Origin of the sequence: Weissella diestrammenae (genome assembly GCF_014397255.1) — a bacterium.
GTDB classification, from domain to species: domain Bacteria; phylum Bacillota; class Bacilli; order Lactobacillales; family Lactobacillaceae; genus Weissella; species Weissella diestrammenae.
In genome coordinates, this window is the sequence record NZ_CP060724.1 from 498,846 (window position 1) to 525,790 (window position 26,945).

Consider the following 26,945-nt stretch of genomic DNA (forward strand, 5'->3'; position numbering starts at 1 on the left):
TACCAGCCATCAATTCATCAATTTACCATCAAAAGCATTAATACGTAACACATTTTGTTTTGATCCGTTTTGAATTAAAACAAACCATGTTGGCACAAAGACTGTATTCTGATCAACCTCAATTAATGGACTATATCCCATTTTACACCATAAAATTACCGAATTATTTGGTAACTCATTATATTGATACAAGTCAATCACTGCTGTTTCAGCGGTAATCGTTGGCATCGGTTCACGTAACACCTCAGTATCTGAAATATAAGTTTGGGTGTATTTTTCTAACTCAAAATGGGTGTTTAAGTAGATTTTGATTTGCCCAACTTCCCCCATTGTTGTTGCTCGGTTGGGTAAGACCTGCTGATAAACCAAAATGTGTCCGTTCCCAACGAGCTGACGTCCAGCTGTTTTTGTCGCAAGCGCACTATACCGATAACGCTGACCATGAAGAAACGTTTGCTTATTCTTTAACATTTCCCCTGCCATCTTTCGTGCACTTGCTAAATCTTTGCCCAAGGTTAATTTTTCATTCGGCGTGACAATTAATTGATGTTTGTCAGCATCAATTTGCGTCTGCATGGCCACAAATTTTTGACTACCTGTTTGCGCCCATTGCATGTCTGTCGCATCACCACCAACATAATTACCATTTTCACTCACCGTTGATAGTGTATCAAATTTAATATTATCACTGCGCATATTGTTCAAAACAGCAGCATTATCATCATTATTTCGTGCTTGTGCATTAATTTGAATGAGTTGATAGCCTAAAAATAAATCAATTAACAAAAAAACGCCAATAAACGTCACGATAATTTTTTTAAAATCCACTAGTCTCCTCCTAACAACGTGCGATTGACTTGCATATCGTTTTGGATTGGATGCCAACTATCATCCTTTAACTGTACAAACCACATCGGATTTAATGTCACAAAGCGGTTATCCTCACTAGATACCCATTGATAGCCGATTGACCAATTCTCAATCTTATTTGTTTTCACACCTGCTTTTTTTAGCGCTACTAATTGTTCTTCAACCGAGGGCAAATAAACAACTTCAGACTTAGAACTTGGTAAAGGCACCTTCAAAGTATACTTCGAAAATTGCATGCGTAAATGACGATTAGAAAGTTGGATCACTTGAACGGCACCAAATCCTTGATCACTGAAAACTGGTACGCCATCAACAAAGACGCGAAATTGTAACGTCCGATGATTGCTATTACTTTCAAAATAGCCCAGATTGTCAGCGGATTGATGAATTTTATTAGCCCACTTGGTAGCAGTTGTAATGTGTTTGTCCAATCCGTTTAGTGGCCAGTGAACATTATAATTATCAAAGACCATTGAGCCGTTATTGACATTTTCAGTCAATTGACGATTTTCACCATCGCTGTATTGCACATCATTGCCAGTCTGGAAATTTCTTTGGGGAATATCACTACCTGAAAACAAAGCATTAACAAAGACTTCTGGACTCTCTTCACCTAACAAATACGTATGTACTTTTAAAGGTATTTTTTGCAATAACCGCATATGCACTTTCTGATTTTGCCAAACCAATTCTGTTTTCACCCGTTGACCTTCAAAAGTCAGCTTATTTGGTGTTGTTCTCGCTAGGATAACTGGGAAAATATAGATTGTCTGATGCCGATTATCATACATCTTCACTTCACTTGGGTAACCTTGCGCCGAAACTTGAATAAAATCAATTGTCGCATTTTCAGGTAATTTGTATTGTCGACCAATCGTTGCAGTAATACCATTTTGGGTAACTGTGTGACCAAACCCGACTAGAATCGAATCTTTGCGATTCAGCGCTGTGAGATACGCTGCTTTTGAAGATTTTTTTGTAATCACTCGCCCCACTTGCCAGTTCTTCATCATCTCTGAGAGCGTATTTAGACGAGTTCGACTTTCAATATAATAATTGGTTTCACCACTAGTATCTGTATATAGTAATTGATTAAGCGTGAACAGATTAGTCGTGGCACCTAACGTCACTGATGCTTCATTGTTTGCGCTTTTACGAATTAGGTTTTTATCCTGATTAATAATCTGCGCCCAAATTAATAGGGATAACACCACACTTAAAACCACCACAACCGATAATACAAGTTGCGGCCAATTACGCTGCAAAAATAAACGCATTGGGCGTCGCTTATCCCATTTCATCAAAATCATCGTCCTCCCAATCGTCATCTAAATTACCTTCGATTGTATACGGTAGGGCAATATTAAAAGTCGACCCCTGACCTTCCTGCGATGTCACCCAGATTTTTCCTTTAAAACTTTCAACAATTTCTTTTGAAATAGCGAGTCCAAGACCGGTACCACCTTGTGCTCGTGAACGTGCTTTATCAACACGGAAGAAACGATCAAAGACATGGTTTAAATCTTTTTGTGGAATTCCCAACCCTTGGTCACTGATACTCAAAACGACCTGTCGTTCTTCTTTGACCATACGCGTTGTAATAACACCCCCATCAGGCGAGTACTTAATCGCATTATTCATAATATTATCAATAACCTGCGTCAATTTCGATGGATCAATCTCCACCCAGATTGACTCATCCGTCACATCTCGAACAATCGAATACTGTTTTTGGTCTGGTTGCTGTTCATTTGAAATTATCATATCAAACCGGTTCAAAATATAATTGAATAGCTCACTCAGATTCACATACTCTAAAGTCAAACGCATGGTTCCAGAATCCATTCGTGATAATTCAAGCAAATCATTAATCATGTGAATCATGCGGGTCGTTTCATCTTGGGCAACTTTTAAGAAATGCGGTGCTACTTCTTGATCGTTCATTGCACCGTCTTGCAAAGCATCAATATATGACTTGACTGATGTCAGTGGTGTACGCAATTCATGTGAGACATTAGACACAAACTGACGCCGTTCCTCATTGATGCGCTGCTCTTCCGTCACATCATGCAAGACAATGACCATCCCGGAAATAAAGCCAGACTCGCGTTGAATCTGAGTGTTATACACTTTGACTTTTAATTGTCGATCGTCATCACTGAAGTCCAAAAACAGATTGTCATCATTTTCAAAGAATTCGCGTAATTGATATTGTTCATTCAAATGCAAAATTTGAAGGACATATTGTCCCAAAACCTCTGAGACATCTTCAATACCAATCATAGCCAAGGCGGCAGAATTAATCAGATTAATTGAACCACGACGGTCAGTTGCAATCACCCCATCTGTCATATGCTCTAGCACAGAGTCCAGACGTCGCCGTTCAAGTTCTTGTGAGTTCGTTGTTTCTTCAATCCGTTGTGCCAATGCATTGACATTTGTAGCCAACTGGCCAATTTCATCATGACTACGGACATCAATATCACCCGAGTAATCACCCGCAGCAATTCGAATTGTTCGTTGATTAATATCTGAAATTGGTTTAGCTAGCGCTCGTGAAATAATAACTGCCATGATGACACCTAACATGACCGCTAGTAATGTCGCCGACAAATAAATCACAGATATACGCTGTAAAGTTGCGTAAACGCTCTCCAAGTTGGCCTTGACGATTACCGCACCAACCGTTGTATTATCACCATTCGTTGTTTCAATCAATGGTTTAACAACGGTTTGATAACGACTTGATCCATGCTGCTCCACCGGATTTTTCAGATAAGTTTGATTATTAGCCGCATGCCTAAGATTACTATCTGTCGTCTTTTGACCAACGGCATCTTGATCATTAATATCACTCGTCCCACGAATGATACCTTGTGTATCAACCACTTCTATTTCCGTGATCAAAACATTGTTGACTGATGATAGCACGTTATGAATATTGGCATTACTACTAGCTGTTTCTGAACCGGTTAATTGTTGCGTTAACTGATCTGATACATATGCCGGTAAAGTAATCTGTTGTCTAAAATTGGACAAATTAGACCGTTCCAACTGTTTGATGAAAAAAGCGCCGATTAATTCCAAAGTCACTAAAAGTGTCAATGTAAAAACGAGTGCTATTTTAAAGTGAATTGATGCAACAAATTTTATCCCTTTTTTCACGTGGCTACCCCAATATATACAAAAAGCCCCCGGACTATCGAACCCCGTCGGCTTTCACTACTTCACTATTCTTCTGATGCCTTCAAATAATAACCCACCCCACGGCGCGTCATTAGAATTTGTGGATGACTTGGCGTTTCTTCAATTTTTTCGCGAATCCGTCGGACTGTCACGTCGACCGTACGCACGTCACCAAAATAATCAAAGCCCCAAACTGTTTGTAACAAATCATCACGTGTCATCACCTGCCCAATGTGTTTAGCAAGATGTGACAACAATTCGAATTCACGATGCGTTAGTTCGATATCTTTACCGTCTTTTGTCACCATATATGCGTCAGGATGAATCGTCAAAACACCAATTTTAATGTCATCCGTTTCATCAGCGGCATCACTATTGGCTGCCCCGGCACCTTGTCGTCGAAGATTTGCTTTAATCCGTGCGAGAAGTTCACGATTTGAAAAAGGCTTAGTGACATAGTCATCCGCCCCCATTTCAAGTCCAAGCACTTTATCAATTTCAGAATCTTTTGCAGTTACCATAATTACCGGAATCTGTGATGTCGACCGAATTTGGCGCAAAACCTCTGTTCCATCCAATTCGGGCAACATCTGATCTAATAGAACTAAATCTGGCTTTTCAGCTTCAAATTGATCGAGGGCTTCACGACCATCCATCGCGATGACCACGTCATATCCTTCTTTAGTTAAATTAAATTTAATAATATCGGAAATCGGCTTTTCATCGTCCACGACTAAGATTTTGCTCATCTTTATATTCCTCCAACGGAAAACTTTATATGACGTCATTATATCATATTACGTCATTTTCATGTATTTCATGTCATCAATCCCAGGCGTTTGTGACACAACGAAGCGTATTGTTGAATTTTTGTCACGCCGCACCAAATTGAAATTACTCGTCTAATCCTAACTAATTAATTTGTCACATTTTTTGCTTCATTCACGTTACTATTTAATGTCACAGTCAATGTGGCATTAATTCCCGGTGGCCACCAACATCATTTATCTCAAAGGAGTATGTATTATGTCTGAAGTTAAAAAGGTAATGAAAGTTCGTTTTACTGGTGCAATTTCGAATCAGCCAAAGAACATTAACCGTATTTTTTATGCAGTACCAGTAACTGATTCGAATCAATTCCGTCAGTTTGGCCAGTTACTAACGCGAATTGGTCAAGAATCAAGTATTGCTCGAATCACGCTCTTAACCCACGAAACGCTAACCAACTAATCTCATATACCCAAATGACCACTATCAAGCATTTAAAGGAGTAACCCATGGAACAAACACCGTATAAATTAGAATTAATCTTTACTAAAGCGACAGGTAATCAATTTACTATCATGTTTAATCACGTCAAACCAGATTTAACTGCCGAAATCGTCTTAAACACCATGAACGAACTCGTTGCATGCGAATGGCTCACTGATGGTCTGGGTGAATCACGCTTTCCAAAAGGTGTCAAACCAAAAGCCGCAATTTACACAAGACAAGAACGCCGAACCGTCTGGTCAGCCGCACCCAACCAGAATAATTAATCTATTTCAAATTTAAATCACGCCCAATCTTTGCAGTTTAAGATTGGGTGTTTTACCATTCATTTATGCTAACACAAATCAACTTACCTTAACTTTAACCTCGAGAGGAACCACTATCGATGACAAATAATCGTATGCTCGAATTTGAACAACTTATTTATGGCGTTTTACGCTTTACCCACATTTGGTCGAGCGCCCCACACCGAGAGGACTTAATCCAAATCTGTTATGAACGTATTTGGTGTCAATTACTTCTCAACCCCGACTTGTCCGCCAACAACAATCGTTATCTTTTTCAGATTTTATGCAATGCCATCCATGACTACAATCGTAAACTAAAAGTGCGCAGTGAAAACGAAAACAATCAACCAATCCTTGAAAATCAATTCACCGACGATCCTAGTATGCTATGTCATCTACATCTGACATTACTCGATATTAAGCAAACAACTAGCCATCCCATATTACAAGCCTTAATTGACGACTTAATTGCTTTCCCTGATGCACGCATCAACGAACGTTCGCGACGTTTAAATCGTTCCCGGCAAACAATTCACCGTCAACGCCTTCTTTTGCAACAGCTTATCTCTATAGCAGAACGTGATAGCGAGCATTAAAAATAGCCCGCATAGCTAAAATATTAATCATGGCACCATACAATCAATACGATACAATATCCCCAGAATAATATGGCACAATACCACCGACATTCATGTAAAACCCAAAGAAAAGATTAATTAAGAAAAAGAGAGTAATCAAGCCCAGCAACAATGTCCGCCAAACTTTCGACTCTAAAGTAGCTATTAAAACTGGTAGAATGATAACCAATAATGCGTCTGCATATTGCATCATCCGAGTCAGCGCTGGGGCATTAAACTTCAAAGCATATGCAAACAGTAGACCAAGTCCCATTTGATATAGAACGCGCGATGTTCGGTTTGGAAATGTCACCTGTCGATTTAAATACAATAATGGCCACAGAATGCCACCTTTACCAAATGCAATTAAATAGCGTGCCGCGCTCTCACGGTCGGCAGCAAAGAATTCACTTGGATCGTATAATTTAAAAATGTAATTAACACCTGGAATTCGTTCAAGCATACTCATTGAAATGGGTGGTAGACAGACTAATATCAATAAAGCTACCCATAACAGCATCTGACGCTGACGAAAGGACGTTTTGATCGTAGCCAGAAATAAAAACGGGATAAAAATAATTGAACTCCGATGAAAATTAAATGCTAGATATGCTGTTATGGCGAACATGGTGTACTGCCATAGTCGACTTAATAGCATTTTTGCTAGAATATACACACTGATTACGACCACTGACATCGCAAGATACTGACGCATGATATTGAAACTATACAGATACAAATACATTGCAATAAACAGATAAAGCGAGAATAATTTATATGGCGATAATTGACGAATCACCCAAAGGATAGGTGCAATTGTCAATGCACTTACCACAACCTTGAATCCATCAAAATTCAGCCCAAGTTGGGCGACCGTATTTTGCAGCCAAACAAACCCTGGTTCCATATACATACTGCGATTTTCAAAAACACCTTGATACGTCCCCGTGTCTGTGCCAACCTCCCCACCCCGAAGTCCAGCAAATAAAATCAGACATAATCCGCAAAAACACAAATATACTGTATAACGTCGCTCATAAGCCACCGTTTGGTCAATCTGGCCGTTGCGCGCATCAAATGAAAAATACATTAGCCAATTAACGAAGCCAACGCTAATCAAAATTAAAAATAATACATAATACGGTACCATAAGATTCTCATTTTCAATAAATTATTTAGCCTCATCTACCATCAAAGGATGACTTAGGCGACACCATTTCGATCGACACCCCTTAACCGGCTCACTCATCACCTAATTCAGTCCATGCCACGACGTGTTTTTAGTAAATCAGCTGCATTTAGTTGGAACATCGCCGCTAAATCTGGATTCTGTCGTTGTAATTTGCGATAGGCACATTGCATACTAAAAGGTCGCAATGACATATCGTGGGCATCTGAGGCCATATAATGGACAAGGTGCCGTTTCAGTAACTTTTTTGTCACGCGACGCGTTCGAAACCCAAAATAACCCAGATAACTGCCAGCAGTAATCTGACTTTGTGCACCTTGCGCTATTAATTCTGCTAACTTATCTGGCTCACGACTAAAGATTTGGTGCCGTTCAGGATGAACAATAATCGGTGTCACTCCTCTTTGCAACAGCTGAAAAATCGTCTCTTTCGTGAATAACGGAATACTATCATTTGGTAATTCGAGCAACAAATAGCGTCCACCATTAGCGACCGTTAATATATGCTTAGCATCATATTCAGCAATTAGTTGACCCACCAAGCGTACTTCTTGAGCAGGGCATATCTGTAACGGAATACCTGCTTCTAACAACGCCTCTTGCAAATTTTTAGTAGCTGCTAAAACCGCTTCAATATCATGTTTATAACGGCCGTTCAATTGATGTGGCGCGGCAATCAGTGTTGTTATACCATCATCAACTGCCTTTCGCCCCATTGACAGCGCACGAACTAAATCATAATAGCCCCTCACACAGCCATTACCTAGCACGTCTTTTCGTTTTTGTATTCGCTGCATACGCTTCTTCCTTGTAATAACCTTCATTACGGCGATGTGCCTGCATAGACCGCGTCACCACACCTAATAGATTCGCCTGAGAAATTTTCAAACTCGCAACCGCGCGTTGCATATTACTCCGCCAAGTTTTACCTAGTGTCACAATCAGCACGACACCATCAACATGTGGCAAAATGACTTGCGCATCAGTGACAACCGTAAAAGGTGGGACATCAATAATAATCAAATCATATTTTTGTCGAAGATCATTTAGAATAGCAGCCAGCTGTGGTGATTCTAGTAGATCAGCAGGATTGGGTGGGACAGGCCCTGCTGTTAAAACATCAAGTCCCGCCACAATTGTTGGTTGAATGACCTGTTCAGCAGACAACTGATCTGCTAGGACACCTGTCAGTCCTTGTCCATTTGGTACTTGAAAGGTTTTATCGACCGTTGAACGCCGCAAATCAGCATCAATCAATAAAACACGTTTCCCGAGATCAGCCCATGTAATTGCCAAATTCGCACTCACCGTTGACTTGCCGTCTGACATTTCTGCTGAGCCAATCATTAAAACTTGAAACTTTGCTAAAGGCGCCGCTGTGTATTCAATATTGGTCCGAATCAACCGATACTGTTCAGCAATCACACTTTGCGGTGCTGTATAGGTAGGTAATCCAACCCCTCACTTAATGCCTTTGGCTGTAATTGCCAACGTTGTTTAAACCACTGCATAAATGACCTCCTCAATCGATCTTTTGATTACGTTACTTCATCTTTTCGTGCTGCGTTTGTTTGTAGCCCTTGAGTGTCATCACCTTTTGAGAAATGTTAATGTTGCCTAGATTGATCAAGCCCAAAGTGTCTGAAATATAAGTGCTGTGCTTAATCGTTCGATCCATCTGCTCACGGATAAATGCAAATGCCAAAGCGAATAAGAAACTGAAAAAAACACCTACTAGGGTTAATAACTGATAATTTGGACCACTTGGCCGTTTCGGGACACTTGCGTAACCCAAAATGGTAACCCCTTGAACTGACATAATGTCACCTATTTTAGCTTTGAAAGTTCGTGCCACTTCATTGTCAATGCGTTGGGCCCGACGCGCATCATGATCGGTCACTTGAATCGTAAAGACCTGCGAATTTGGTTTGTTACGTACAACAATTTTACGGCTCAGTTCTGACAATGATAGATTATAACCATACTTCACAGCTAGTTCATCAGAAACAGTGTTTAAAATTGCTGGTTGAATAATGATATCTTTATAAGTAGTCACAATTTTTTCATTTGCACCTTGACCAGCCAACTGAGCTGCTAGTGATAAGGACTTATCGCTCGAAACAAGCAACGCTGACTCAACTGTATACTGTTTTTTTAACACCAAACGGCTGACGCCATAAACAATACCACCGCCGACAACACCTGCCAAAATGATACCTATCAAATAGCGTTTCACAACTTGAAACACCCAAACAACAGTTAATCGATTTTCATTGTCCATATAGCTCAATTCCATCCCTTTATCACAAATTAGCATTTTTATGCGGCGCCACGCGCCTTCATTTAACCGTTAGCGGTCAATCAACATTCAATGAATTTAGTACTTAATTATGCAAAATTAATTATATTTTTCTATGCCTATTTTGTGAAAAAAGTTATTACTCAGACTAAATCCCAGTCAGATTTAAATGCAATAAAAAAACGCCACCGAGATGGTAGCGTTTATTAATGATTAGTCTTCAGCCACGAATGGCAATAATGCCATAATACGTGCACGCTTGATAGCCGTAGTTACCTTACGTTGGTTCTTAGCAGAAGTTCCAGTCACACGACGTGGCAAGATCTTACCGCGTTCTGAGATGAAACGTTCTAACAATTCTGTATCCTTGTAGTCAACATATTCAATATGATTGGCTGCAATGAAGTCAACCTTACGACGGCGGCGAGGTCCGCCACCACGACGTTGTTGTGCCATGCTTAAATTCCTCCTGATAGTGATGATGTTTCTGACGATAATTTCACGTGTTTAGAACGGCAAGTCATCATCTGAGATGTCAATTTCTTGACCCCCACCAAATGGATCGTTATTAGAACTGGCTGCACTTGATGGATTATTCGCACCACCAAATACATTACCATTATTATTGGTAGCTGCAGGGTTGCCAAATGGATTCTCTGCAGGAGCAGCATTAAAGCCACCACCATTATTACCACCAAAATTATTGGCATTATTGTTCCCACTACCATTTGCCCGACGCGCTTCTGATTCAGCGCGCGTTTCTAGCAAATCGAAGTTTTCAACGATAACCTCTGTCCGATAAACCGTTTGCCCTTGCTGATTTTGATAGCTGCTTGTTTGCAAACGGCCCTCAATCGCAACACGTGAACCTTTTGACGTAAAGTTCGCAAAGTTCTCCGCGGCTTTTTGCCAAATCGTTGCGTTGAAGAAATCAGTTTCTCGCTCACCGTTTTGATTCGTACGACGGCGATCAACCGCAATACTAAATGATCCAACTGCGGTTCCTGACTGCGTATAACGCAATTCAACGTCACGTGCTAAACGACCAACTAGTACAACTCGATTCATGTCAGAGTCTCCTTTCCGTTCTCAAGTAATTGATGTTAAATAGCCAAAGCTATCAACTCATTACTTCACTGGTGATACAACTTCGCGCTTAACAACCATGTGACGTAAGATATCTTGTGAAATCTTAGCCAAACGATCGAATTCGTTAATTGCAGCTGCATCGTCAGCACTAAAGTTAACGATGTGGTAAGTACCTTCATGGTACCCAGCAATTTCATAAGCAAAACGACGTGATGCCCAATCTGCTGAATCAGCGATAGTTGCACCGTTGTCAGTCAAGATTTTGTCGAAACGCTCAACCAATGCCTTCTTAGCATCAGAATCCAAATCAGGGCGAACGATATAAGTCAATTCGTACATAATAGTTTCCTCCTTTTGGTCTATGGCCAGTCCAAATGCTGGCAAGGAGCTGCACCATTTCTGGTGTTACTCACAAAGGAGTATTTTAGCAGATTTTTTTGTTTTTGACAAGTTTTCATTCGTCAGATTAAATCAACATTCAACGCCATTCATTGAACAACCACTGTTCAAAATTAATTTTACTCGGCTATTATGTGATTGTCACTTTAGCTAATGGATTTACCTACCATCCAACCGATGACCAATAAGCAGGCTGAATTTTCGCAAATAAAAAACACTGACGCTAGCGTCAGTATTTTTTTAGAATACGTTTATTAATAATGATCTGCACGGAAACGGGTCTTAAAGAGCGGTGAAACCGCCTTATTCTCATTAATGCGGACAATCGCTTCACCAATTAGATCCGACACCGTTACTTGAACTAGCTTAGGAAACTTCTTATCTTCGGGCAAATCAATTGAATCCGTCACAATGACCTTTTCAAAAACAGAATTTTGTAGGTTATCCACGGCTGCGCTCGAGAACACAGCATGCGTTGCGACAACATACACTTCTGATGCACCTTCATCTTTCAACTTTTGAGCACCCTTAGTGATTGTACCACCAGTATCAATCATATCGTCAATCATGATGGCCCGTTTACCTTTGACGTCACCGATGATATTCATTATCTGAGCCACATTGGCTTTAGGACGACGCTTATCAATGATTGCAATCGGTTCACTTGAGCCCAAAAGCTCAGCTAATGTCCGGGCACGTGTCACGCCCCCATGATCAGGTGAAACCACGATTGTATTATCATCAGCAATACCACTCGTCAACAAATAATCAGCTAGTTTCGCAGCCCCTGCCATATGGTCGACTGGAATGTCAAAGAAGCCTTGAATTTGAGCGGCATGTAAGTCTAAGACCAAAACTCGTGTTGCCCCAACCATTTCAAGCATATTAGCCACTAATTTAGCCGTGATTGGTTCACGTGAACGCGCTTTACGGTCTTGACGTGCATAGCCATAATATGGCATGACAACGTTAATTGTCTTAGCACTTGCACGTCGCAATGCATCAATCATAATCATCAATTCCATGAGATTATCATTAACTGGTGCAGACGTTGATTGAATGATATAGACATTGTCACCACGGACGGATTCTTCAATGTTGATTTGGATTTCGCCATCTGAAAAACGGGCAATATTTATATCAGAAAGCGTCACACCAATTGAAGTTGCGATCTTTTCTGCTAAGGGTCGGTTACCACTCAGTGAAAAAACTTTCAAATGTGGATCTGCGTATGTCGCCATGTTTTCCTCCATCGACACTCAACAGTGTCAGTCGTAATTGATTCAATCTATTTTAACTTTTTTTAACTGACTTCTCAACGCCTAATTATTGCTTCGGCCCACTAAATTTTTTAAAAAGGGCTGTTTTTTTCCAAAAATCAATTTTATTTGTCTGACGTGAACGAGCAATGCCCATCGCATGAATTGGAATGTCATCTGTAATCGTTGAGCCAGCTGCAGTGATTGTTTCATCTCCAAGGACCACCGGGGCAATCAATTTCGTATTTGAACCGATAAATGCCCGGTCACCAACGAGTGTCTGGTACTTATTTTGACCATCATAATTCACAAAAATCGTACCTGCTCCGATATTGACCGCTTGGCCAACTGTAGCATCCCCAATATAACTCAAGTGACCTGCCTTTGCATCAGCACCCAAGTGTGCCTGTTTAACCTCAACAAAGTTACCCACATGCGCACGCGCATCTAAAATCGCACCGGGCCGCAAATGGGCATAAGGACCAATGGTCACGCCCGTTGCAACTTTTGCATGATCCAAGGTAGATGACTGAATCACAACATCATCTGCCACTTGCGAGGCAATCATTCGCGTCCCATTTGTCAAAATAACATGTGACCCGACTTCTGTTTGCCCTTTCAAAGTCACATTACCTTCAATCACTGTATCCGGTCCGATCGTCACATCAGCATCAATATATGTTGTGGTGGGGTCAATGAGTGTCACACCATTTCGCATATGCTGTTGATTAATTCGCTGTCGTAAAATCCGATTAGCCTCGGCTAAGGCAATCCGATCATTAACACCCATTGACTCTGTAAAATCAGCCATTTGGTATGCACCAACCGTTTGCCCCTGCTCCCGCAAAATTGAGAGGGTATCTGGTAGATAGTATTCACCTTGTGCATTCTCATTAGTCACGAGTCGCAGGGCTTGGAACAATAATTGATTGTCAAAGACGTAAACACCGGTGTTAACTTCATCAACTGCTGCTTCAACATCAGTTGCATCTTTTTGCTCAACAATACGTAAAACATGGCCTTTTTCATCTCTAATAATGCGCCCATATCCAAATGGATTTGGTGCCTTGGCAGTCAAAACTGTCACTGCATTCCCGCTTTGTTCATGCCATTCAAATAATTTTGTATAAGTCTGTTGCGTAAACAATGGTGCATCACCAGATGCAATCAGTGTCACGCCAGATTTAGTTCCTAAAAGTGGTTCAGTCATCAAAACCGCATGGCCAGTGCCCAATTGTTGCGTTTGTTTAACCACTTCTGACCGGTCGCTAATTTGAGCTTTCACCTGCTGGGCACCGTGCCCAACAACCGTCACAATCTGATCCACACCAACTGCTAAAATCATATCTAATACCATCTCAACCATTGGTTTACCACCGACTTCATGCAACACTTTAGGCAAGTCTGACTTCATTCGTGTGCCCTTACCGGCTGCCATTATTATGCTATATCGTGCCATTATTCTTTCACCTATACCTCAACCTAATCAGTAACGTTGACTTGCGTCGTGAAATTGCCCGGCGCAAATATCTCAGTGGCATAATTGCCGGATTGAACATCAATCAAGCCACCCTCTTTATCTGTGTTCACATGCACCAGTGACGTGTATTTATCAATCACTCGGTGTGCCACTTCACCAGCGACAACGACTGCAACACCGACCACTTCACCTTCAAATTCTTTAACCAGTGATGCCATACCGCGAATCGTACCCCCAGCTTTCATGAAATCATCAACGATCAATACGCGTGATCCCATTGGTAGTGAGCGCCGTGAAAGTTCTAATTTTTCTAGTCGCTTTGATTGACCCGTCACATAATTGACTGACATTGTAGGCCCTTCAGTCACTTTCGTATCATTTCGCACAATGACAAACGGTACGTTGAGCGATTCTGCGACAGCTTGGGCCACTGGGACCCCTTTTGTCGCAGCGGTCATTACCGCATCAATGGGTTCTTTTAAATACTGGGTTGCAATCAGTCGTCCAACTTTTTGCAAAACCCAGGGTTGTCCAAGGAGGTCTGAAAGATAGACATATCCACCGGGTAAAACTCGAGTCTCGTCATTAATTTCATTAACCAATGTTGCGACAAATTCTGCGGCATTTTCTTGCGTCATATATGGTGTAAATTTCGCACCACCGGCGGCGCCTGGAATGGTTTCTAACAATCCTACCCCGCGTTCAGCAAAAGTACGCTTTAAAATCGCCAAATCTTCAGAAATTGATGACTTAGCTGACTCATACAGATTAGCAAATTTTGTTAATGAAACCAGCGTTCTTGGATGTTCCAATAAATAACGTGTCATATCAACTAAGCGATCACTACGTCGTGTTTTCATATTTTTTCCTTCAATGTTCGTATTTTATCTTATCTATATGCTCTATCATAACACGAACGTTCAATCTGAATGATAAAAAACAACTAGAAAACGGACAATAATATATAATTCCAAACATTATGCCAGTAACTCATCTTATCATCAAGATTGATGCTAATCATACTTTGGCCTCACCATGATGCTTGATTTAACAGAATTAATAACCAAAAAAGTTTTTAATCCAATAAAACCGGTATGTCTGCATGACATACCGGTTTGTTGTTAATTTTTTTGCATCGATACAAGCCATGAAATCAGGATAAAGACAATCATAATGACAAAGATGATTGCAAATAACGTTTGATAACTCGCCGCATCAATAACAAATCCCCCAAACAGTGGACCTAGTGCCCGACCAAATGAAGTAAACATCATCACCTGACCTTGAGCCCGTCCTTGCGCATTTGGATCACTAATATGGGCAATCCATGCTGGTATTTGCGGTGAAGCTAGCATTTCTCCTACGGTTAAAATCATGAAGGCGCCTAGGAAAGCCGCATATGATTTGGCTGTGATTAAAAACAGAAATGAACTGGCAAATAATAACCCACCACCAAGCACGCTCGTTTTGAATTTAATTCGATCGGCATAGCGATTTAAAATACTCTGCCCAATAATTAGGACGACCCCATTAATTGTCCATAATGACGAATAATCTTGGATTGTCAGTCCCAAATCTGTCATATGGGTTGCGACAACACTTTCCCACAAAATATAACCGAAATAAATCGAAAAGGTTAGTCCAAGCAAGGCATAAACCAAATTCGGGGTTTTGAAATGGCTCTGTTCAGCACGTTCAGCAGCCTTGGCTGCTTGCAGTGCGAGACCTTGTACTTTAAATTTAAAACCAGCTAAGATGGCAAAAACAAAATACATCGCAAAAGCCGTCCCAAAAACATAAGCAACCCCATAGTTGTATAGGGAACCCACCACAACCGTGCCAATTACAACGCCAACATTCATAAACATATAATTCATATTAAACACACGACGTGAATCAATTGCTTGAATCGTAGAGGCGTACGCGCTAAGTAAGGTGTACAAAACGCCATCGGCAAAGCCAATAATCAACATTAATACGGCAAATAGTGGCCAACCGTGCCAAATCGTAATTAAACCCAAGGTCACAGTAGCCACAGAAACGGCTGTCATCACCGCTCGATACGGATTCCAATGGTCAAATAAGTAACCACCCAGATAGCCACCGAGCATCATAGCAATGGAAATCGCCATAAGAACCACACCGGCAACAGTCATTGACTCGTGCAAATCTTGATGCATATATAAAGTCGTAATCGGCCAGAGCATCGCCGCACCTGAGCTCTGTAATAAGGTACCTAGATATAATACCCAAGGTTGAATTTCAACGTGGCGCGGTTTGGACCCCACATCTTCGTTGCTACTTTGAACGACCATTCTTAATTACTCCTACTATTTTGACGATTTCAAACGATAAGCATCGCATTTTAAGCTACGTGCTGATTCAATTTGAAACAAATTGCATGACATTTCTATAGATGAAAGTTTAGCACACTCAAAAAAATTGGTATACTTATATTTGAATAAAACCGCTTTCAATTTTAAAAGCGGTCAGAGACGAAAAGGAGTAATTATGGCAATCAAACGTCCAGAATATATTTTGGCCATTGACCAAGGCACAACTGGTACACGGGCCGTTATTTTTAATAAAAACGCACGCCGTGTCGCCGCCACGTCAATTGCAATGGATCCAATTAACCCGCATTCTGGGTGGGTCGAACAAGCACCGATTGACATTTGGCGCACCACCCAAACCGCGATTACCGAAACTATGATTGAAGCTGGAATTAGAGCAGATGCAATTAAAGCCATTGGTATTGCCAGTCAACGAGAAACAACAATTATTTGGGATAAAAAAACCGGCCAGCCCATTTATAATGCGATTGTCTGGTCTTCAACTCAATCACAAGCAATTGCTGACCAAATTCTCCAGGCTGGCCACACTGAGATGATTCGCGAAAAAACTGGACTACCTCTAAGCGCATATTTTTCAGCAACGAAAATTCGCTGGATTTTAGACCACGTCCCTGGTGCGCAGGCCGAAGCTGAACGTGGCAACTTGCTCTTTGGTACCGTTGATAGCTGGCTAATTTGGAACCTTACCGATCACCAAGCACATTTGACCGACATTTCAAATGCGGCGCGTACCATGTTGTTTAACATTCACACGCAAGCCTGGGATGATGAACTACTCAGTTTATTTAATATTCCAAAATCAATGCTGCCAACTGTGACACGGTCAAATGGACAGATTGCAACGACCAACCCCATGCAGTTTTTCGGCAGCGAAATTCCAATCACAGCGGTCATTGGTGACCAAAATGCCGGCTTAATTGGCCAATTAGGTTTCAACCCTGGCACCGTTAAAAGCACTTATGGTTCAGGTGCTTTCCTCCTATTAAATACTGGTCATCACTTAATTGATTCACAGCATGATTTAGCTAGCACCATTGCCTATCAAATTGATGATCAACCAGTTTATGCGCTAGAAGGGTCCGTCTTTACGGCCGGTTCGGCGATTCAATGGCTGAATGAACAGCTCAATTTAATCGATGAAGTGACCGATTCTTGGGAAGCAGCGCAACAAGCAACTAGTGACGACTCACTGTATGTCGTTCCAGCATTCTTAGGGTTGGGGGCACCATATTGGGATCCACAAGCTCGCGGTGCTGTTTTCGGCATTACTCGCACAACGAACCGAAATGACTTTATCAAGGCAACCTTGCAATCAATTGCCTATCAAACAGCTGATATTTTACGGACGATGAAGGCCGACACCGGTCACCAAATTGATGTTTTAAAGGCCGATGGTTCAGTCTCACGTAATCCGTATTTAATGCAATTCCAATCGGATATCACCGGCTTGACGATTGAACGGTCGGTCTACGAAGATACAACCCCACTCGGGGCCGCCTTCTTAGCCGGCTTAGCTGTTGGCTATTGGGAATCCTTGGACGACTTAGCAACGCTAACTAGTCAAGGCCGGACCTTTCAGCCCACAATGTCAGTTGAAAAACGACTACAGCTTAAAAAAGGGTGGCAACGAGCCATTGATGCGACACGATTTTTTGCAAATGAAAACGCTTAATGTAAAACGCTTACATTTTTGTCACGCATTTGTGTAAAGTTTGCTATAATGAAGTTATAAAAGTTATTTCACACATGACTAATCCAAAGGAGCTATGACCATGCCTCAAGAAATCACAACCTTGTTAACATTTTTCGGTGGAACTGGTGATCTTGCCAAACGTAAGTTATACCCATCAGTCTACAACCTTTATAAAAAAGGTTTCTTAAAAGAGCACTTTGCGATTGTCGGAACTTCTCGTGCTGATTTAACCGCCGCTGAGTTTTCTGATATGGTTCGTGAATCAATTAACCACGTCGTTGAAGATGAAGATAATGCAAAAGAATTCATCTCACATTTCCGTTACATCAAATTGGATGTCGGTGATGAAGCTGGTTACCAAGAAATGCTCAAGCTCAATAATGAATTAGACGCACAATACGAGCTAAAAGGTAATCGCATCTTTTATATGTCTGTTGCCCCACGTTTCTTTGGCACAATTGCAGGTTACCTAAAGTCAGAAGGGTTAACCACTGAAAATGGCGAATTCAATCGTCTGATGATTGAAAAGCCATTTGGGGTTAGCTATGAAACAGCTGAGCAGTTAAATAATCAATTGCACGAAGTCTTTGAAGAAGACCAAATTTTCCGGATTGACCACTATCTTGGAAAAGAAATGGTGCAAAATATTTCTTCCGTTCGATTTGGAAATCCACTATTTGATGCCGCTTGGAATAAAGACTATATTCAAAACGTCCAGGTCACATTGTCAGAAGTTCTAGGCGTTGAAGAACGTGCCGGTTATTATGATGATGCTGGTGCCCTACGAGATATGATTCAAAATCATACGATGCAAATCGTTGCATGGCTCGCGATGGAAAAGCCAGCATCATTTACAGACAAGGATATTCGTGCAGCCAAAAATGTTGCCTTTAATTCATTGCATATCTATACGCCAGAAGAAGTAAAAAAGAATTTTGTTCGTGGCCAATATGGCGAAAACATCGACGGCACACAAGTCAAATATTTGGACGAAGACGGCGTACCTGAAGGGTCACAAAATGACACATTTGTCGCTGGACGCCTCAAATTCCGTTCAGCCCGTTGGGATGGTGTGCCATTCTATATCCGAACTGGAAAGCGCCTCAAGTCAAAGCAGACTCGCGTTGATGTCGTCTTCAAGAAAGGCATTAGCATTTTCGGGGATGACATTGAATTGGAAAACCCAGTTTTATCAATTTTAATTGACCCTAAGGGTGGTATTGAATTCCGGATTAATGCTAAGGATACAACGTCTGACTTTAAAACTCGGGTTGACACAATGAAGTGGCAAGTATCATATCTTGACATGGAACGTACGCCTGAGCCATATGAGCGGATGATTCATGACGCAATGAATGGTGATGGTTCTAACTTCGCTGATTGGAACGGGGTTGGTATCTCATGGAAATTCGTGGATGCAATTCAAGATGCTTGGGATTCAGAACATGCTGAATTCCCCAACTATATCTCTGGCACGATGGGGCCAAAAGCTTCAGATGACTTATTAGCTGAAGACGGTAATCATTGGATTTATAAGTAAATAAAAAACAATCGATTTAACATCGGTTGTTTTTTTATTGTCTTAAATTTTAAAACTCATACACCTTATTAGCACCAAAGGACATCACAAAGCGACGAATGTCACCCTGGCCCATTGCTGTCAATGCAGAAGCATAAACATTCAACTGACTTTGATAACGCGCTTGCAAGAAAGCTTTAGCATCAGTGATTTCAGGTGCGATGTAATCTGTCTTGTAATCATACAACCATAACGTCTGGTCCACCATAAAATATCCGTCAATAATACCGTGAACCAAGACCCGTTCATCACCTTCGTAGTCTTGATATAACGTTTTTGCGGCCATTAACATTGAAAATGGCACTTCGCGCTGAAGCGTATCTGCATGCTTGACCATTTGTTTCCCAAGTGTTGTGTCATTAAAGAAAGCGACAATTTGCTTGACTGGTATCAAATGCTGGAGCGTGGGTTCAATTAATTCTTCGGCAATCAATGTTTCAATTAATTGTTCAACCTGAGGTATGGTTGGTGCTCCAGCCGACAGGTCAACTTTTTGCATCACTAAATGCGTTGCGGTCCCACGTGCCGCACCACTTGGACGAGTTGCCATTTCAGTTAAGAAATGTGGTTCGCGAAGATTTTTTTGAGTAAAGCGCAATCCACTCTCCTGTGTCTCATCACTGGCTAATCGTTGATCTTGATACGGTTGTCCAGCAATAATGTCTGGATCTTCAAATAAACGTTTGATTTCAGAAACGGATTGGTAAGCCGTGGTCCGGGTTGCCATCTCATGTGGATATCGAAAATCAAAGACATTTTGTAGGTCAATGTGTTCTACCGTTGGCACAACGACACTATCTGTTCGGTCATCATCAACATGCCCGACCGGCCCCATGGCTTGAACTGCCTGTTCAGCAACCGCCACATCATTTGAATTTTGGAATGACAACGAAAACTCAAATGATTCATCGGGTTCAACTGACTGGGTGGCCAGATTATCCAAATCAAGGGCGCTCATGATTTTTGATGCTTTTAGTTTGGCTTCAAATTGTGGATGTCGAGCTAACGCCATTCCTATTAAGTCCATAAATGAATTGGCTTGCAAACGGATTGCGTCATCCAGCATCCATTGTTCAGCCTGTGGCATATATGCCAATTGCCATTTTTTCAGTAGTTCTTCAGGTTTTTTATAAGCACCAACAATAAACAACTGTTGTTCGGCACGCGTTAATGCGACATACAAGACACGTAGTTGCTCAGCAAATGAACTGCGATTAATAGCTGACCTCACAGCTAGATACTGCGGTGGTGTTAATTTCAAAGCATGCTCTAAATCTAAATATTGCATCCCAACACCCGCATCAGCATCAATGATCATCTGTCCCGATTGATCCTCCGTATTGAAGCCTTTATTGGCATTTAACATAAATACGATTGGAAATTCTAAGCCTTTTGAACCGTGAATAGTCATCAATTTAACCGTATCACTACTCTCATTCGCGTCAGCCTCGCCCAAATCATCAGCGGCGTTTTTTTGCAATTGCTCAATATACCGATTAAATTGATAAAGGCCTGTGAAATTTGTCTGCTGATAGGCAGCAGCGCGTTCATACAAAGCGTGCAAGTTGGCTTGTCGTTGGTTACCTCCCAACATCGCACTCACATAATCCAGCCAACCAGTACGCTGATAAATTGCCCAAATCAATTGCACAATCTGATTTTGGATAGCATAGGTTTTAAAATCTGCCAAATCTTGCAATAATCGTTTTCCGGCAGCTTGTGTCGTTTCAAAAGTTGCCTTTAATTCCGCCGACACTTGGTCTGAGTTTAACGTCATAAAATGTTGTAGCGCATCGTAAAAATCGCCTTGCTTTTGTTGTGCCCGAATCATAGCTAAGCCATTTTCACCGACTTGATAAATCGGTGACCGCAAAACAGTGACCAAAGGAACATCTTGATGTGGATTGTCAATAATTTTCAAGAGACTCATCATCACCGAAATCTCAAGTGTTTGAAAATAATTACCGCTATCATTCACTGTTAATGGAATATCTAAGACTTTAAAAATATCGATGACCTGCGGATTTTGTGACCGTGAAGGCACTAATATTGTGATATCGGCATATCGCACTGGACGAGATAGTCCTGCGCGCCGATCAAAAACTGTAAAACCCTCTGCCACCATCGTCTTGATTTTGGCACCAAGCATCGTAATTTGACCAGTTGTCGCATTATATCCGCTCACGTCAACTGGTTCATCCGCCACATTTTCACCCTGGTCCTCATCCGAATCAGCATCATTAAAATACACCATGAGTTCAGCTTTTTTCGGCAAATCTAGCGGATAATAACTGGCTCCGGCAACTAACTTTGCTTCCCCAGTATAGGTCACGCCACCAAGTTGGTCACTCATAAATTGCATGAATAGATAATTAATAAACTGGGTTACGTTGGGTTGCGAACGGAAATTTTCAGCTAACGTAATGACCTCAGAATCCTGCGTATCCGCCAGAGGATAATTTTTCATTTTATTAGCAAACAGTTTCGGGTCTGCTTGACGGAACTTGTAAATTGATTGTTTAATGTCACCCACTTGAAAGACATTATTCGGTTTGGCGATGGCTTGCACAATGGCTTCTTGCAAATAACTTGTATCTTGATATTCATCAACCATAATTTCAACATATTGTTGCGCTAAAGTTGCTGCAATTTTTGGCTGTGACACAATTTGCAACGCAAAATGCTCTAAATCATTGAAATCAAATACACGCTTCTGAATTTTTTCAGCCAAGTAAACCGCTCTAAATTGATTTGTGAGGGCTACCAACTGGGTAATATTTTGTTGGGCACCGCTCACCGCAGTTGTGATACCGACTTCATCCAACACGAAGATTTTTGTCACTAATTCTTGATACTGTTCTTTGCTTGCGCTCCGGAGGGCTGTAATTTGTTGCCACGTCGCTTTACTCTCATCGTCCATATTTCGGGGTAAAGGTCGACCTTTGGCGTTCCATCTCGTAAACGCCAGACTCAAAAATTGTTGCCGTAAATGCCCCCAATTCGATTCTTCAGTTAACTGTTGAGATAAAACATTTAAAGTATTGCATTCTATCAATAAATCATTCTTGCGATTGAGTGGCGCCCCTTCAAGGTCATCACCAAATTCTTGCACCAAATCAACAATTTGCTGATACTGATGCCTAATGTCCGTCAGTCCATTCTTAATTTCCGGCAATAACGTGACTAAATAAGTCTGTGAACTCAAAAAATCACCATCAGATTGATATTGATGACTTAACTGCGCTAACCATTCATCTGTATCTGGTCGTGCCATCGCAAAATTAAACAATTTAAACACAGCCTGTTGAAGTGCACTATCAGAACCATTCTTGATAAACTGTTTAGCAAAAGTTTTGAAGCGGTCATCTTGATCATTCTCATACTGTTGCGTCAAAACGGTATCAAAAATTTGCATCATCGTTAATTGTCTTTCGGCATTATCAGCAATTCGAAATTGCGGATCTAAATCAATTGTGTAGTGATACTGTTCAATTAAGCGTAAAGCAAAGGCATCGACTGTTGAAATATTAGTAACCCGTAAGAGCCGAAGTTGTCGTCTTAAATGTTGTTGTCCTTCGCCTTCAGCCTGGTTAGCGGCTTGGCGAATTTCATTTTCTAACCGTTCACGCATCTCAGCTGCGGCCGCCTCAGTGAAGGTGACAATCAAAAAGCCATCAAGGTTATCACCTTGTTTCAAACGCTGTAGGACTCTTTCAACTAAGACCCGTGTCTTACCCGAACCCGCTGATGCAGAAACTAAAATATTTTGATTACGATCAACAATTGCTTGTTGTTGTTGTTTAGTGAATTCCATCGTCAGAGGCTCCTTGTGTCTCAATATCGTGTTGCATTTTAGCTAGAATATCTTTCTTCTTACCCTTCACTAAATCATGATAACGATTATCCAATTTAGCATCAAAACGCATCACATCTTTATAATCTGTATAGGTTAACCCTGTTTTCGTGCCATCGCGATATGGCATCAATGGAAATTGACCCGCTAAAATTCTCTGCGTTAGCGCTGTGATTTTTAAATGATTAAATTGCTTTAAAATTGTCAACTCATCAGATGATACAACATCTGACCCACTTTGACTGTAGCTTCCGTTTTTATTGCGAGCAATCGCAAAGGGTGAGTAGGCACTTTGTGATTCTAGCGTTGCCACAAACTGCTCATCATCTAAAATCAAACCACGATACATGCCAGCATTGTCATGGGCTTCTTTTGCTAATGCTTGCTGCTGAGAAAAGGATTCAGCCGCCGAGGTAACAACTGGCTTGGTTGGTTCATCTTTCAATGACCAAAAACTAGCTGAACCAACGGCCATTTCAGGATAATTAGCTTGCATCGCTTGCCAATAAGTCATTAATTGTAATTCAAGGCCATTGTAAGCTTGTGCAAAATCGAATTCGCGTTTACCAGCTTTATAATCAACAATTGATAAATACGATTGTGCTGACTCTGGTACGCTAATTTCATCATACCGATCGACTTTTCCGCGCACCACAACTGGATGACCGTCAATTTCAAATTCAATCGGCGCCAACCCTTCTGCCCCAAAAGCGGTTTCCGTCCCTAAGGTTTTAATTTGCCCAGCGGCTGGTTGCCCATTTTGCATATTAATGAGTGCCTGATGCACACGAGCCACCAGGTTATCCGTCAACGCCAGCATGCGCTGAGATGACTGGAAAATGTCGAACGTTGGGTCATCACTCGCAAAAATAGCGGCTACAGCTTGCTGCTCTAATTGCTGTAACCCATCAACTGATAACACACCAAGTGGTTGTCCTTGTAATGATTGAAAAACCTGTTCCAAAATAGCGTGCATCAATGTACCCTGTTCAGCTGGTGTTAATTGTAGCTCTTGCCGTGGTTGTAATCTCAAACCATACATTAAAAAGAATTCATAGGGATTTTTTGCATATGTTTCCAAGCGCGAAATCGACGTTTTAAGAGTGTTTGAAAAGAGCTGCGTTATTAATTCCGAAGCCACAGTTTCTGTTTGATTTGAATAATGCAGTGCCGTAATGGCCGCTTCTAAATCAGCTTTAGCCACGCGACGCAAGACGTTTTCAACTTGTTGCCAGCTCGCCGATAGTTGCTGGTTATTGCGCTGTACTTCACGTTTGGCTAACAATAAATGACTCAAAGTACTTGCAACCGTCCCAATTTTTTGGGCCAAAATGGTCTCATCTTCTCGCCCAGTCGGCTGCACTTCAAAGCGCTTAATCGGCACCTGAAAACTTTGCTGTAAACGCTCAACATACGTTGATGCTTTGAGTTTAACCGTCCCATCACCCGTTGGGTATGACCACAACAAACTTTGTGTCCCGATTAACATGGCGTTGTAGATTCGCAAACTATCTTGAGCCATGGTGACTTCTGCTGTATCACGTAATTGCGTCCCCTCCGGTAATAATGCTTGCAGCTTTATCCGGTCTCGATCTTGTAACAATGCACGTTGTCTTGTCGTGACTGGTAGATTATTACTGGTGGCACCAAAGATAATGACATGCGGTACACCTTGAATTTGGACAATGCCTGATTCACTGACTAAAACTTGATCCATCGCAGCCGGTACACCAGAATATTTTGCATTACTAAACGCCGCATTCAACATTTCACGTAGATTATCAGCCGTTAGCTGCTCAGTATCAAAGACCATTACGAAGTCATCTAAGACATCAATCAATTTATCCCAGACTTGCTCTGATTGTTGCGCAGCAAATAAATTCCCCTGTGCAATTGCCTGATCACGCCAATTAATTAATTGTTGTTGCACACCATGCGTCATTAAAAATTGATACAATAATTGCGCCATCTGACGGGCATCTTTTGCTGCTGATAGCTGAGTCAAAAACGGTGCAATTTGTTTTGAAATTTGATCATGAATCAAGGCCAATTGTGCATCATATTTGGCTGCACGTTGGCGCAATGTTGCATCTGAATCTTCAGTTACCCGATAATCGTATTGCCACGCGTCTGAATTAGTCCAAAAACCACCCATCATATTTTTAGCTAACGCATAATTTTCAGTAATGGCTAAAGCCTCACGATAATCATCTATTGCAACTGATTCAGGAATGAACAGTTCAGTCTTCAATACCGTCATTATATTTTGTAACGTATACTGGGGAGCCAATGTTAATAACTGGTCAATGAATGTAACCAATGGGTGATGACGCATTAAATGATCAACATCCATAAAGAGCGGTAACTCATATTTAGCAAATATCGCAGGAATGACATTCTCATACTGTTTTAAATCTGGTGTTAATAGTACAAAATCACGATACCGTGCTTGGCCATTCACGACCATCATTCTAATCTTTTGCGCTAACTGTTCTATTTCTTGATAGCGGGAAGTGGTTTCCCAAATTGCTAGTTCAGGTCCATCAAACTGTTGAATCCCTTTTTGTTCATAGGTTGACCAAAATCTTGCCACATTTTGTTGCGTCAGACTTAATGTCCGCGCTGTTTCAACCGGCATCATTTTGACCGCAATTTGATTCTGAATGGCAAATTGTTGCAATTGGAGAGCTAATTTTTTAGGTGCTGCAAACAGATCATTCTCATTACCCACTTGATGACTGATTGTGCCTGTTAAATGGTCAATTGGCAAAGCTAATGTGACGTCTGCCGCTTGTACCATTAAGGCTTCTACGACCCCTTTTTCTTGCTGATTCATTTGGGAATAGCCGTTAATGAAAAAATACTGCTGACTTAAATCACGTTCACCACGCAACAAAAAGGCCTTTAAGACCCCTAATAAATCACTACTTAAATATTGATCGCGCTCACCTAATTCAGTATCTAGGGCTTGTCCGATTAATGCGAGATCCGATAATTTATTTTGTAAAACGACATCATCCGTTAATGCATCAGCCATTTTTTGCAGTGCTGACCATTGCAAGCCGGCTTCTTTAATTTCAAGTAACTGACTGGTAAATTGGCTAATAAAGCCTTGTTTATTTCGTAAGTTAGCATATAACTGTAAGTCATTTTGGTGGGCCTGCAATAATTGCTGAACAAGCATTGCTAAAGCCTCTGGTGACACTGTAGCATGGCGATAAAGCTTAGTGTCATTCATGTAAAACCAAGCTAATCGGCTCAGTGAAAAAACCTGCACATTTTGAGTCGCAATTGTAGCACCCTGTCGGTCATCTAGCGCTGCTAACCGTGTCAAAATATTAATTTCAGTTTGAAATTTGATTTTATTGGGCACAATATAGAAAATTTGTGCCTGTGGTTGTTGCTTTAATACATGTTGCATTTGTTTTAATAATGCCAATTCATGATCTTTGGTGCCATCACCAAAAAGGATCGATAATGTCATATCGTTGCCCCCGTTTCTTCGGAATCTATGCTTAT

The 26,945-nt window shown here is 41.2% G+C and carries 22 protein-coding genes; 5 read left to right on the forward strand and 17 right to left on the reverse strand.

Annotated features, from left to right (window positions below; all coding sequences use genetic code 11):
- Nucleotides 1–9: 9 nt before the first annotated feature.
- The 4 genes from H9L19_RS02510 to yycF form a co-directional block, all read right to left on the reverse strand.
- On the reverse strand, nucleotides 10–828 hold the full coding sequence (locus tag H9L19_RS02510) for a two-component system regulatory protein YycI (protein ID WP_187529586.1): 819 nt from the start codon (nucleotides 826–828) through the stop codon (nucleotides 10–12).
- Nucleotides 828–2,171, reverse strand: a complete 1,344-nt coding sequence (yycH, locus tag H9L19_RS02515; protein ID WP_187529587.1) for a two-component system activity regulator YycH — start codon at nucleotides 2,169–2,171, stop codon at nucleotides 828–830. The genes H9L19_RS02510 and yycH overlap by 1 nt, the downstream gene beginning before the upstream one ends.
- Nucleotides 2,158–4,035, reverse strand: coding sequence for a cell wall metabolism sensor histidine kinase WalK (walK, locus tag H9L19_RS02520; RefSeq protein ID WP_187529588.1), 1,878 nt, complete (start codon nucleotides 4,033–4,035; stop codon nucleotides 2,158–2,160). Before walK ends, yycH begins: the two co-directional genes overlap by 14 nt.
- A 65-nt stretch (nucleotides 4,036–4,100) precedes the next feature.
- Nucleotides 4,101–4,805: a response regulator YycF gene (yycF, locus tag H9L19_RS02525; RefSeq protein ID WP_187529589.1), complete on the reverse strand. Its 705-nt coding sequence runs from the start codon at nucleotides 4,803–4,805 to the stop codon at nucleotides 4,101–4,103.
- Between the two features lie 277 nt (nucleotides 4,806–5,082).
- Between yycF and H9L19_RS02530 the strand changes: the two genes are divergently transcribed.
- The 3 genes from H9L19_RS02530 to H9L19_RS02540 all read left to right on the forward strand — a co-directional run bounded on the left by H9L19_RS02530 (nucleotide 5,083) and on the right by H9L19_RS02540 (nucleotide 6,211).
- A complete protein-coding gene (locus tag H9L19_RS02530) occupies nucleotides 5,083–5,286 on the forward strand; it encodes a hypothetical protein (RefSeq protein ID WP_187529590.1) in 204 nt (67 codons plus the stop codon).
- 47 nt (nucleotides 5,287–5,333) lie between these two features.
- Nucleotides 5,334–5,594 carry a DUF2922 domain-containing protein gene (locus H9L19_RS02535; RefSeq protein WP_187529591.1) on the forward strand — a complete coding sequence of 87 codons (261 nt, stop codon included), beginning with the start codon at nucleotides 5,334–5,336 and terminating at the stop codon, nucleotides 5,592–5,594.
- 119 nt (nucleotides 5,595–5,713) lie between these two features.
- Entirely contained in the window at nucleotides 5,714–6,211 is a 498-nt protein-coding gene (locus H9L19_RS02540) for a hypothetical protein (RefSeq protein ID WP_187529592.1), read from the forward strand.
- A gap of 43 nt (nucleotides 6,212–6,254) precedes the next feature.
- On the opposite strand, the gene H9L19_RS02545 is transcribed toward H9L19_RS02540, so the two are convergent.
- The 11 genes from H9L19_RS02545 to H9L19_RS02595 form a co-directional block, all read right to left on the reverse strand.
- Nucleotides 6,255–7,382, reverse strand: a complete 1,128-nt coding sequence (locus H9L19_RS02545) for an EpsG family protein (protein WP_187529593.1) — start codon at nucleotides 7,380–7,382, stop codon at nucleotides 6,255–6,257.
- A gap of 107 nt (nucleotides 7,383–7,489) precedes the next feature.
- Nucleotides 7,490–8,218 carry a tyrosine-protein phosphatase gene (locus H9L19_RS02550; protein ID WP_187529594.1) on the reverse strand — a complete coding sequence of 243 codons (729 nt, stop codon included), beginning with the start codon at nucleotides 8,216–8,218 and terminating at the stop codon, nucleotides 7,490–7,492.
- Complete coding sequence (locus tag H9L19_RS02555; protein WP_187529595.1) at nucleotides 8,181–8,846, reverse strand: CpsD/CapB family tyrosine-protein kinase; 666 nt, start codon at nucleotides 8,844–8,846, stop codon at nucleotides 8,181–8,183. Before H9L19_RS02555 ends, H9L19_RS02550 begins: the two co-directional genes overlap by 38 nt.
- Before the next feature lie 118 nt (nucleotides 8,847–8,964).
- Complete coding sequence (locus tag H9L19_RS02560) at nucleotides 8,965–9,702, reverse strand: YveK family protein (protein WP_187529596.1); 738 nt, start codon at nucleotides 9,700–9,702, stop codon at nucleotides 8,965–8,967.
- 231 nt (nucleotides 9,703–9,933) lie between these two features.
- On the reverse strand, nucleotides 9,934–10,176 hold the full coding sequence (gene rpsR, locus H9L19_RS02565) for a 30S ribosomal protein S18 (RefSeq protein WP_187529597.1): 243 nt from the start codon (nucleotides 10,174–10,176) through the stop codon (nucleotides 9,934–9,936).
- A gap of 51 nt (nucleotides 10,177–10,227) precedes the next feature.
- Entirely contained in the window at nucleotides 10,228–10,788 is a 561-nt protein-coding gene (locus H9L19_RS02570; RefSeq protein ID WP_187529598.1) for a single-stranded DNA-binding protein, read from the reverse strand.
- A gap of 60 nt (nucleotides 10,789–10,848) precedes the next feature.
- Nucleotides 10,849–11,148, reverse strand: a complete 300-nt coding sequence (gene rpsF, locus H9L19_RS02575) for a 30S ribosomal protein S6 (RefSeq protein ID WP_187529599.1) — start codon at nucleotides 11,146–11,148, stop codon at nucleotides 10,849–10,851.
- Between the two features lie 314 nt (nucleotides 11,149–11,462).
- A complete protein-coding gene (locus tag H9L19_RS02580) occupies nucleotides 11,463–12,449 on the reverse strand; it encodes a ribose-phosphate diphosphokinase (protein WP_187529600.1) in 987 nt (328 codons plus the stop codon).
- An 85-nt stretch (nucleotides 12,450–12,534) separates the two neighbouring features.
- Nucleotides 12,535–13,926 (reverse strand): bifunctional UDP-N-acetylglucosamine diphosphorylase/glucosamine-1-phosphate N-acetyltransferase GlmU, encoded by a 1,392-nt coding sequence (gene glmU / locus H9L19_RS02585; RefSeq protein WP_276521749.1) that lies wholly within the window; start codon nucleotides 13,924–13,926, stop codon nucleotides 12,535–12,537.
- A gap of 23 nt (nucleotides 13,927–13,949) precedes the next feature.
- Complete coding sequence (purR, locus tag H9L19_RS02590; RefSeq protein WP_187529601.1) at nucleotides 13,950–14,807, reverse strand: pur operon repressor; 858 nt, start codon at nucleotides 14,805–14,807, stop codon at nucleotides 13,950–13,952.
- Between the two features lie 261 nt (nucleotides 14,808–15,068).
- A complete protein-coding gene (locus tag H9L19_RS02595) occupies nucleotides 15,069–16,262 on the reverse strand; it encodes an MFS transporter (protein ID WP_187529602.1) in 1,194 nt (397 codons plus the stop codon).
- Nucleotides 16,263–16,458: 196 nt separating this feature from the next.
- Between H9L19_RS02595 and glpK the strand changes: the two genes are divergently transcribed.
- Together glpK and zwf are read left to right on the forward strand one after the other, a co-directional pair.
- Nucleotides 16,459–17,973, forward strand: a complete 1,515-nt coding sequence (gene glpK / locus H9L19_RS02600) for a glycerol kinase GlpK (protein WP_187529603.1) — start codon at nucleotides 16,459–16,461, stop codon at nucleotides 17,971–17,973.
- A 100-nt stretch (nucleotides 17,974–18,073) separates the two neighbouring features.
- On the forward strand, nucleotides 18,074–19,534 hold the full coding sequence (gene zwf / locus H9L19_RS02605) for a glucose-6-phosphate dehydrogenase (protein WP_187529604.1): 1,461 nt from the start codon (nucleotides 18,074–18,076) through the stop codon (nucleotides 19,532–19,534).
- A 49-nt stretch (nucleotides 19,535–19,583) separates the two neighbouring features.
- On the opposite strand, the gene addA is transcribed toward zwf, so the two are convergent.
- A complete protein-coding gene (gene addA, locus H9L19_RS02610) occupies nucleotides 19,584–23,387 on the reverse strand; it encodes a helicase-exonuclease AddAB subunit AddA (protein WP_187529605.1) in 3,804 nt (1,267 codons plus the stop codon).
- Nucleotides 23,374–26,910, reverse strand: a complete 3,537-nt coding sequence (locus tag H9L19_RS02615) for a PD-(D/E)XK nuclease family protein (RefSeq protein ID WP_187529606.1) — start codon at nucleotides 26,908–26,910, stop codon at nucleotides 23,374–23,376. Before H9L19_RS02615 ends, addA begins: the two co-directional genes overlap by 14 nt.
- Nucleotides 26,911–26,945: the final 35 nt, after the last annotated feature.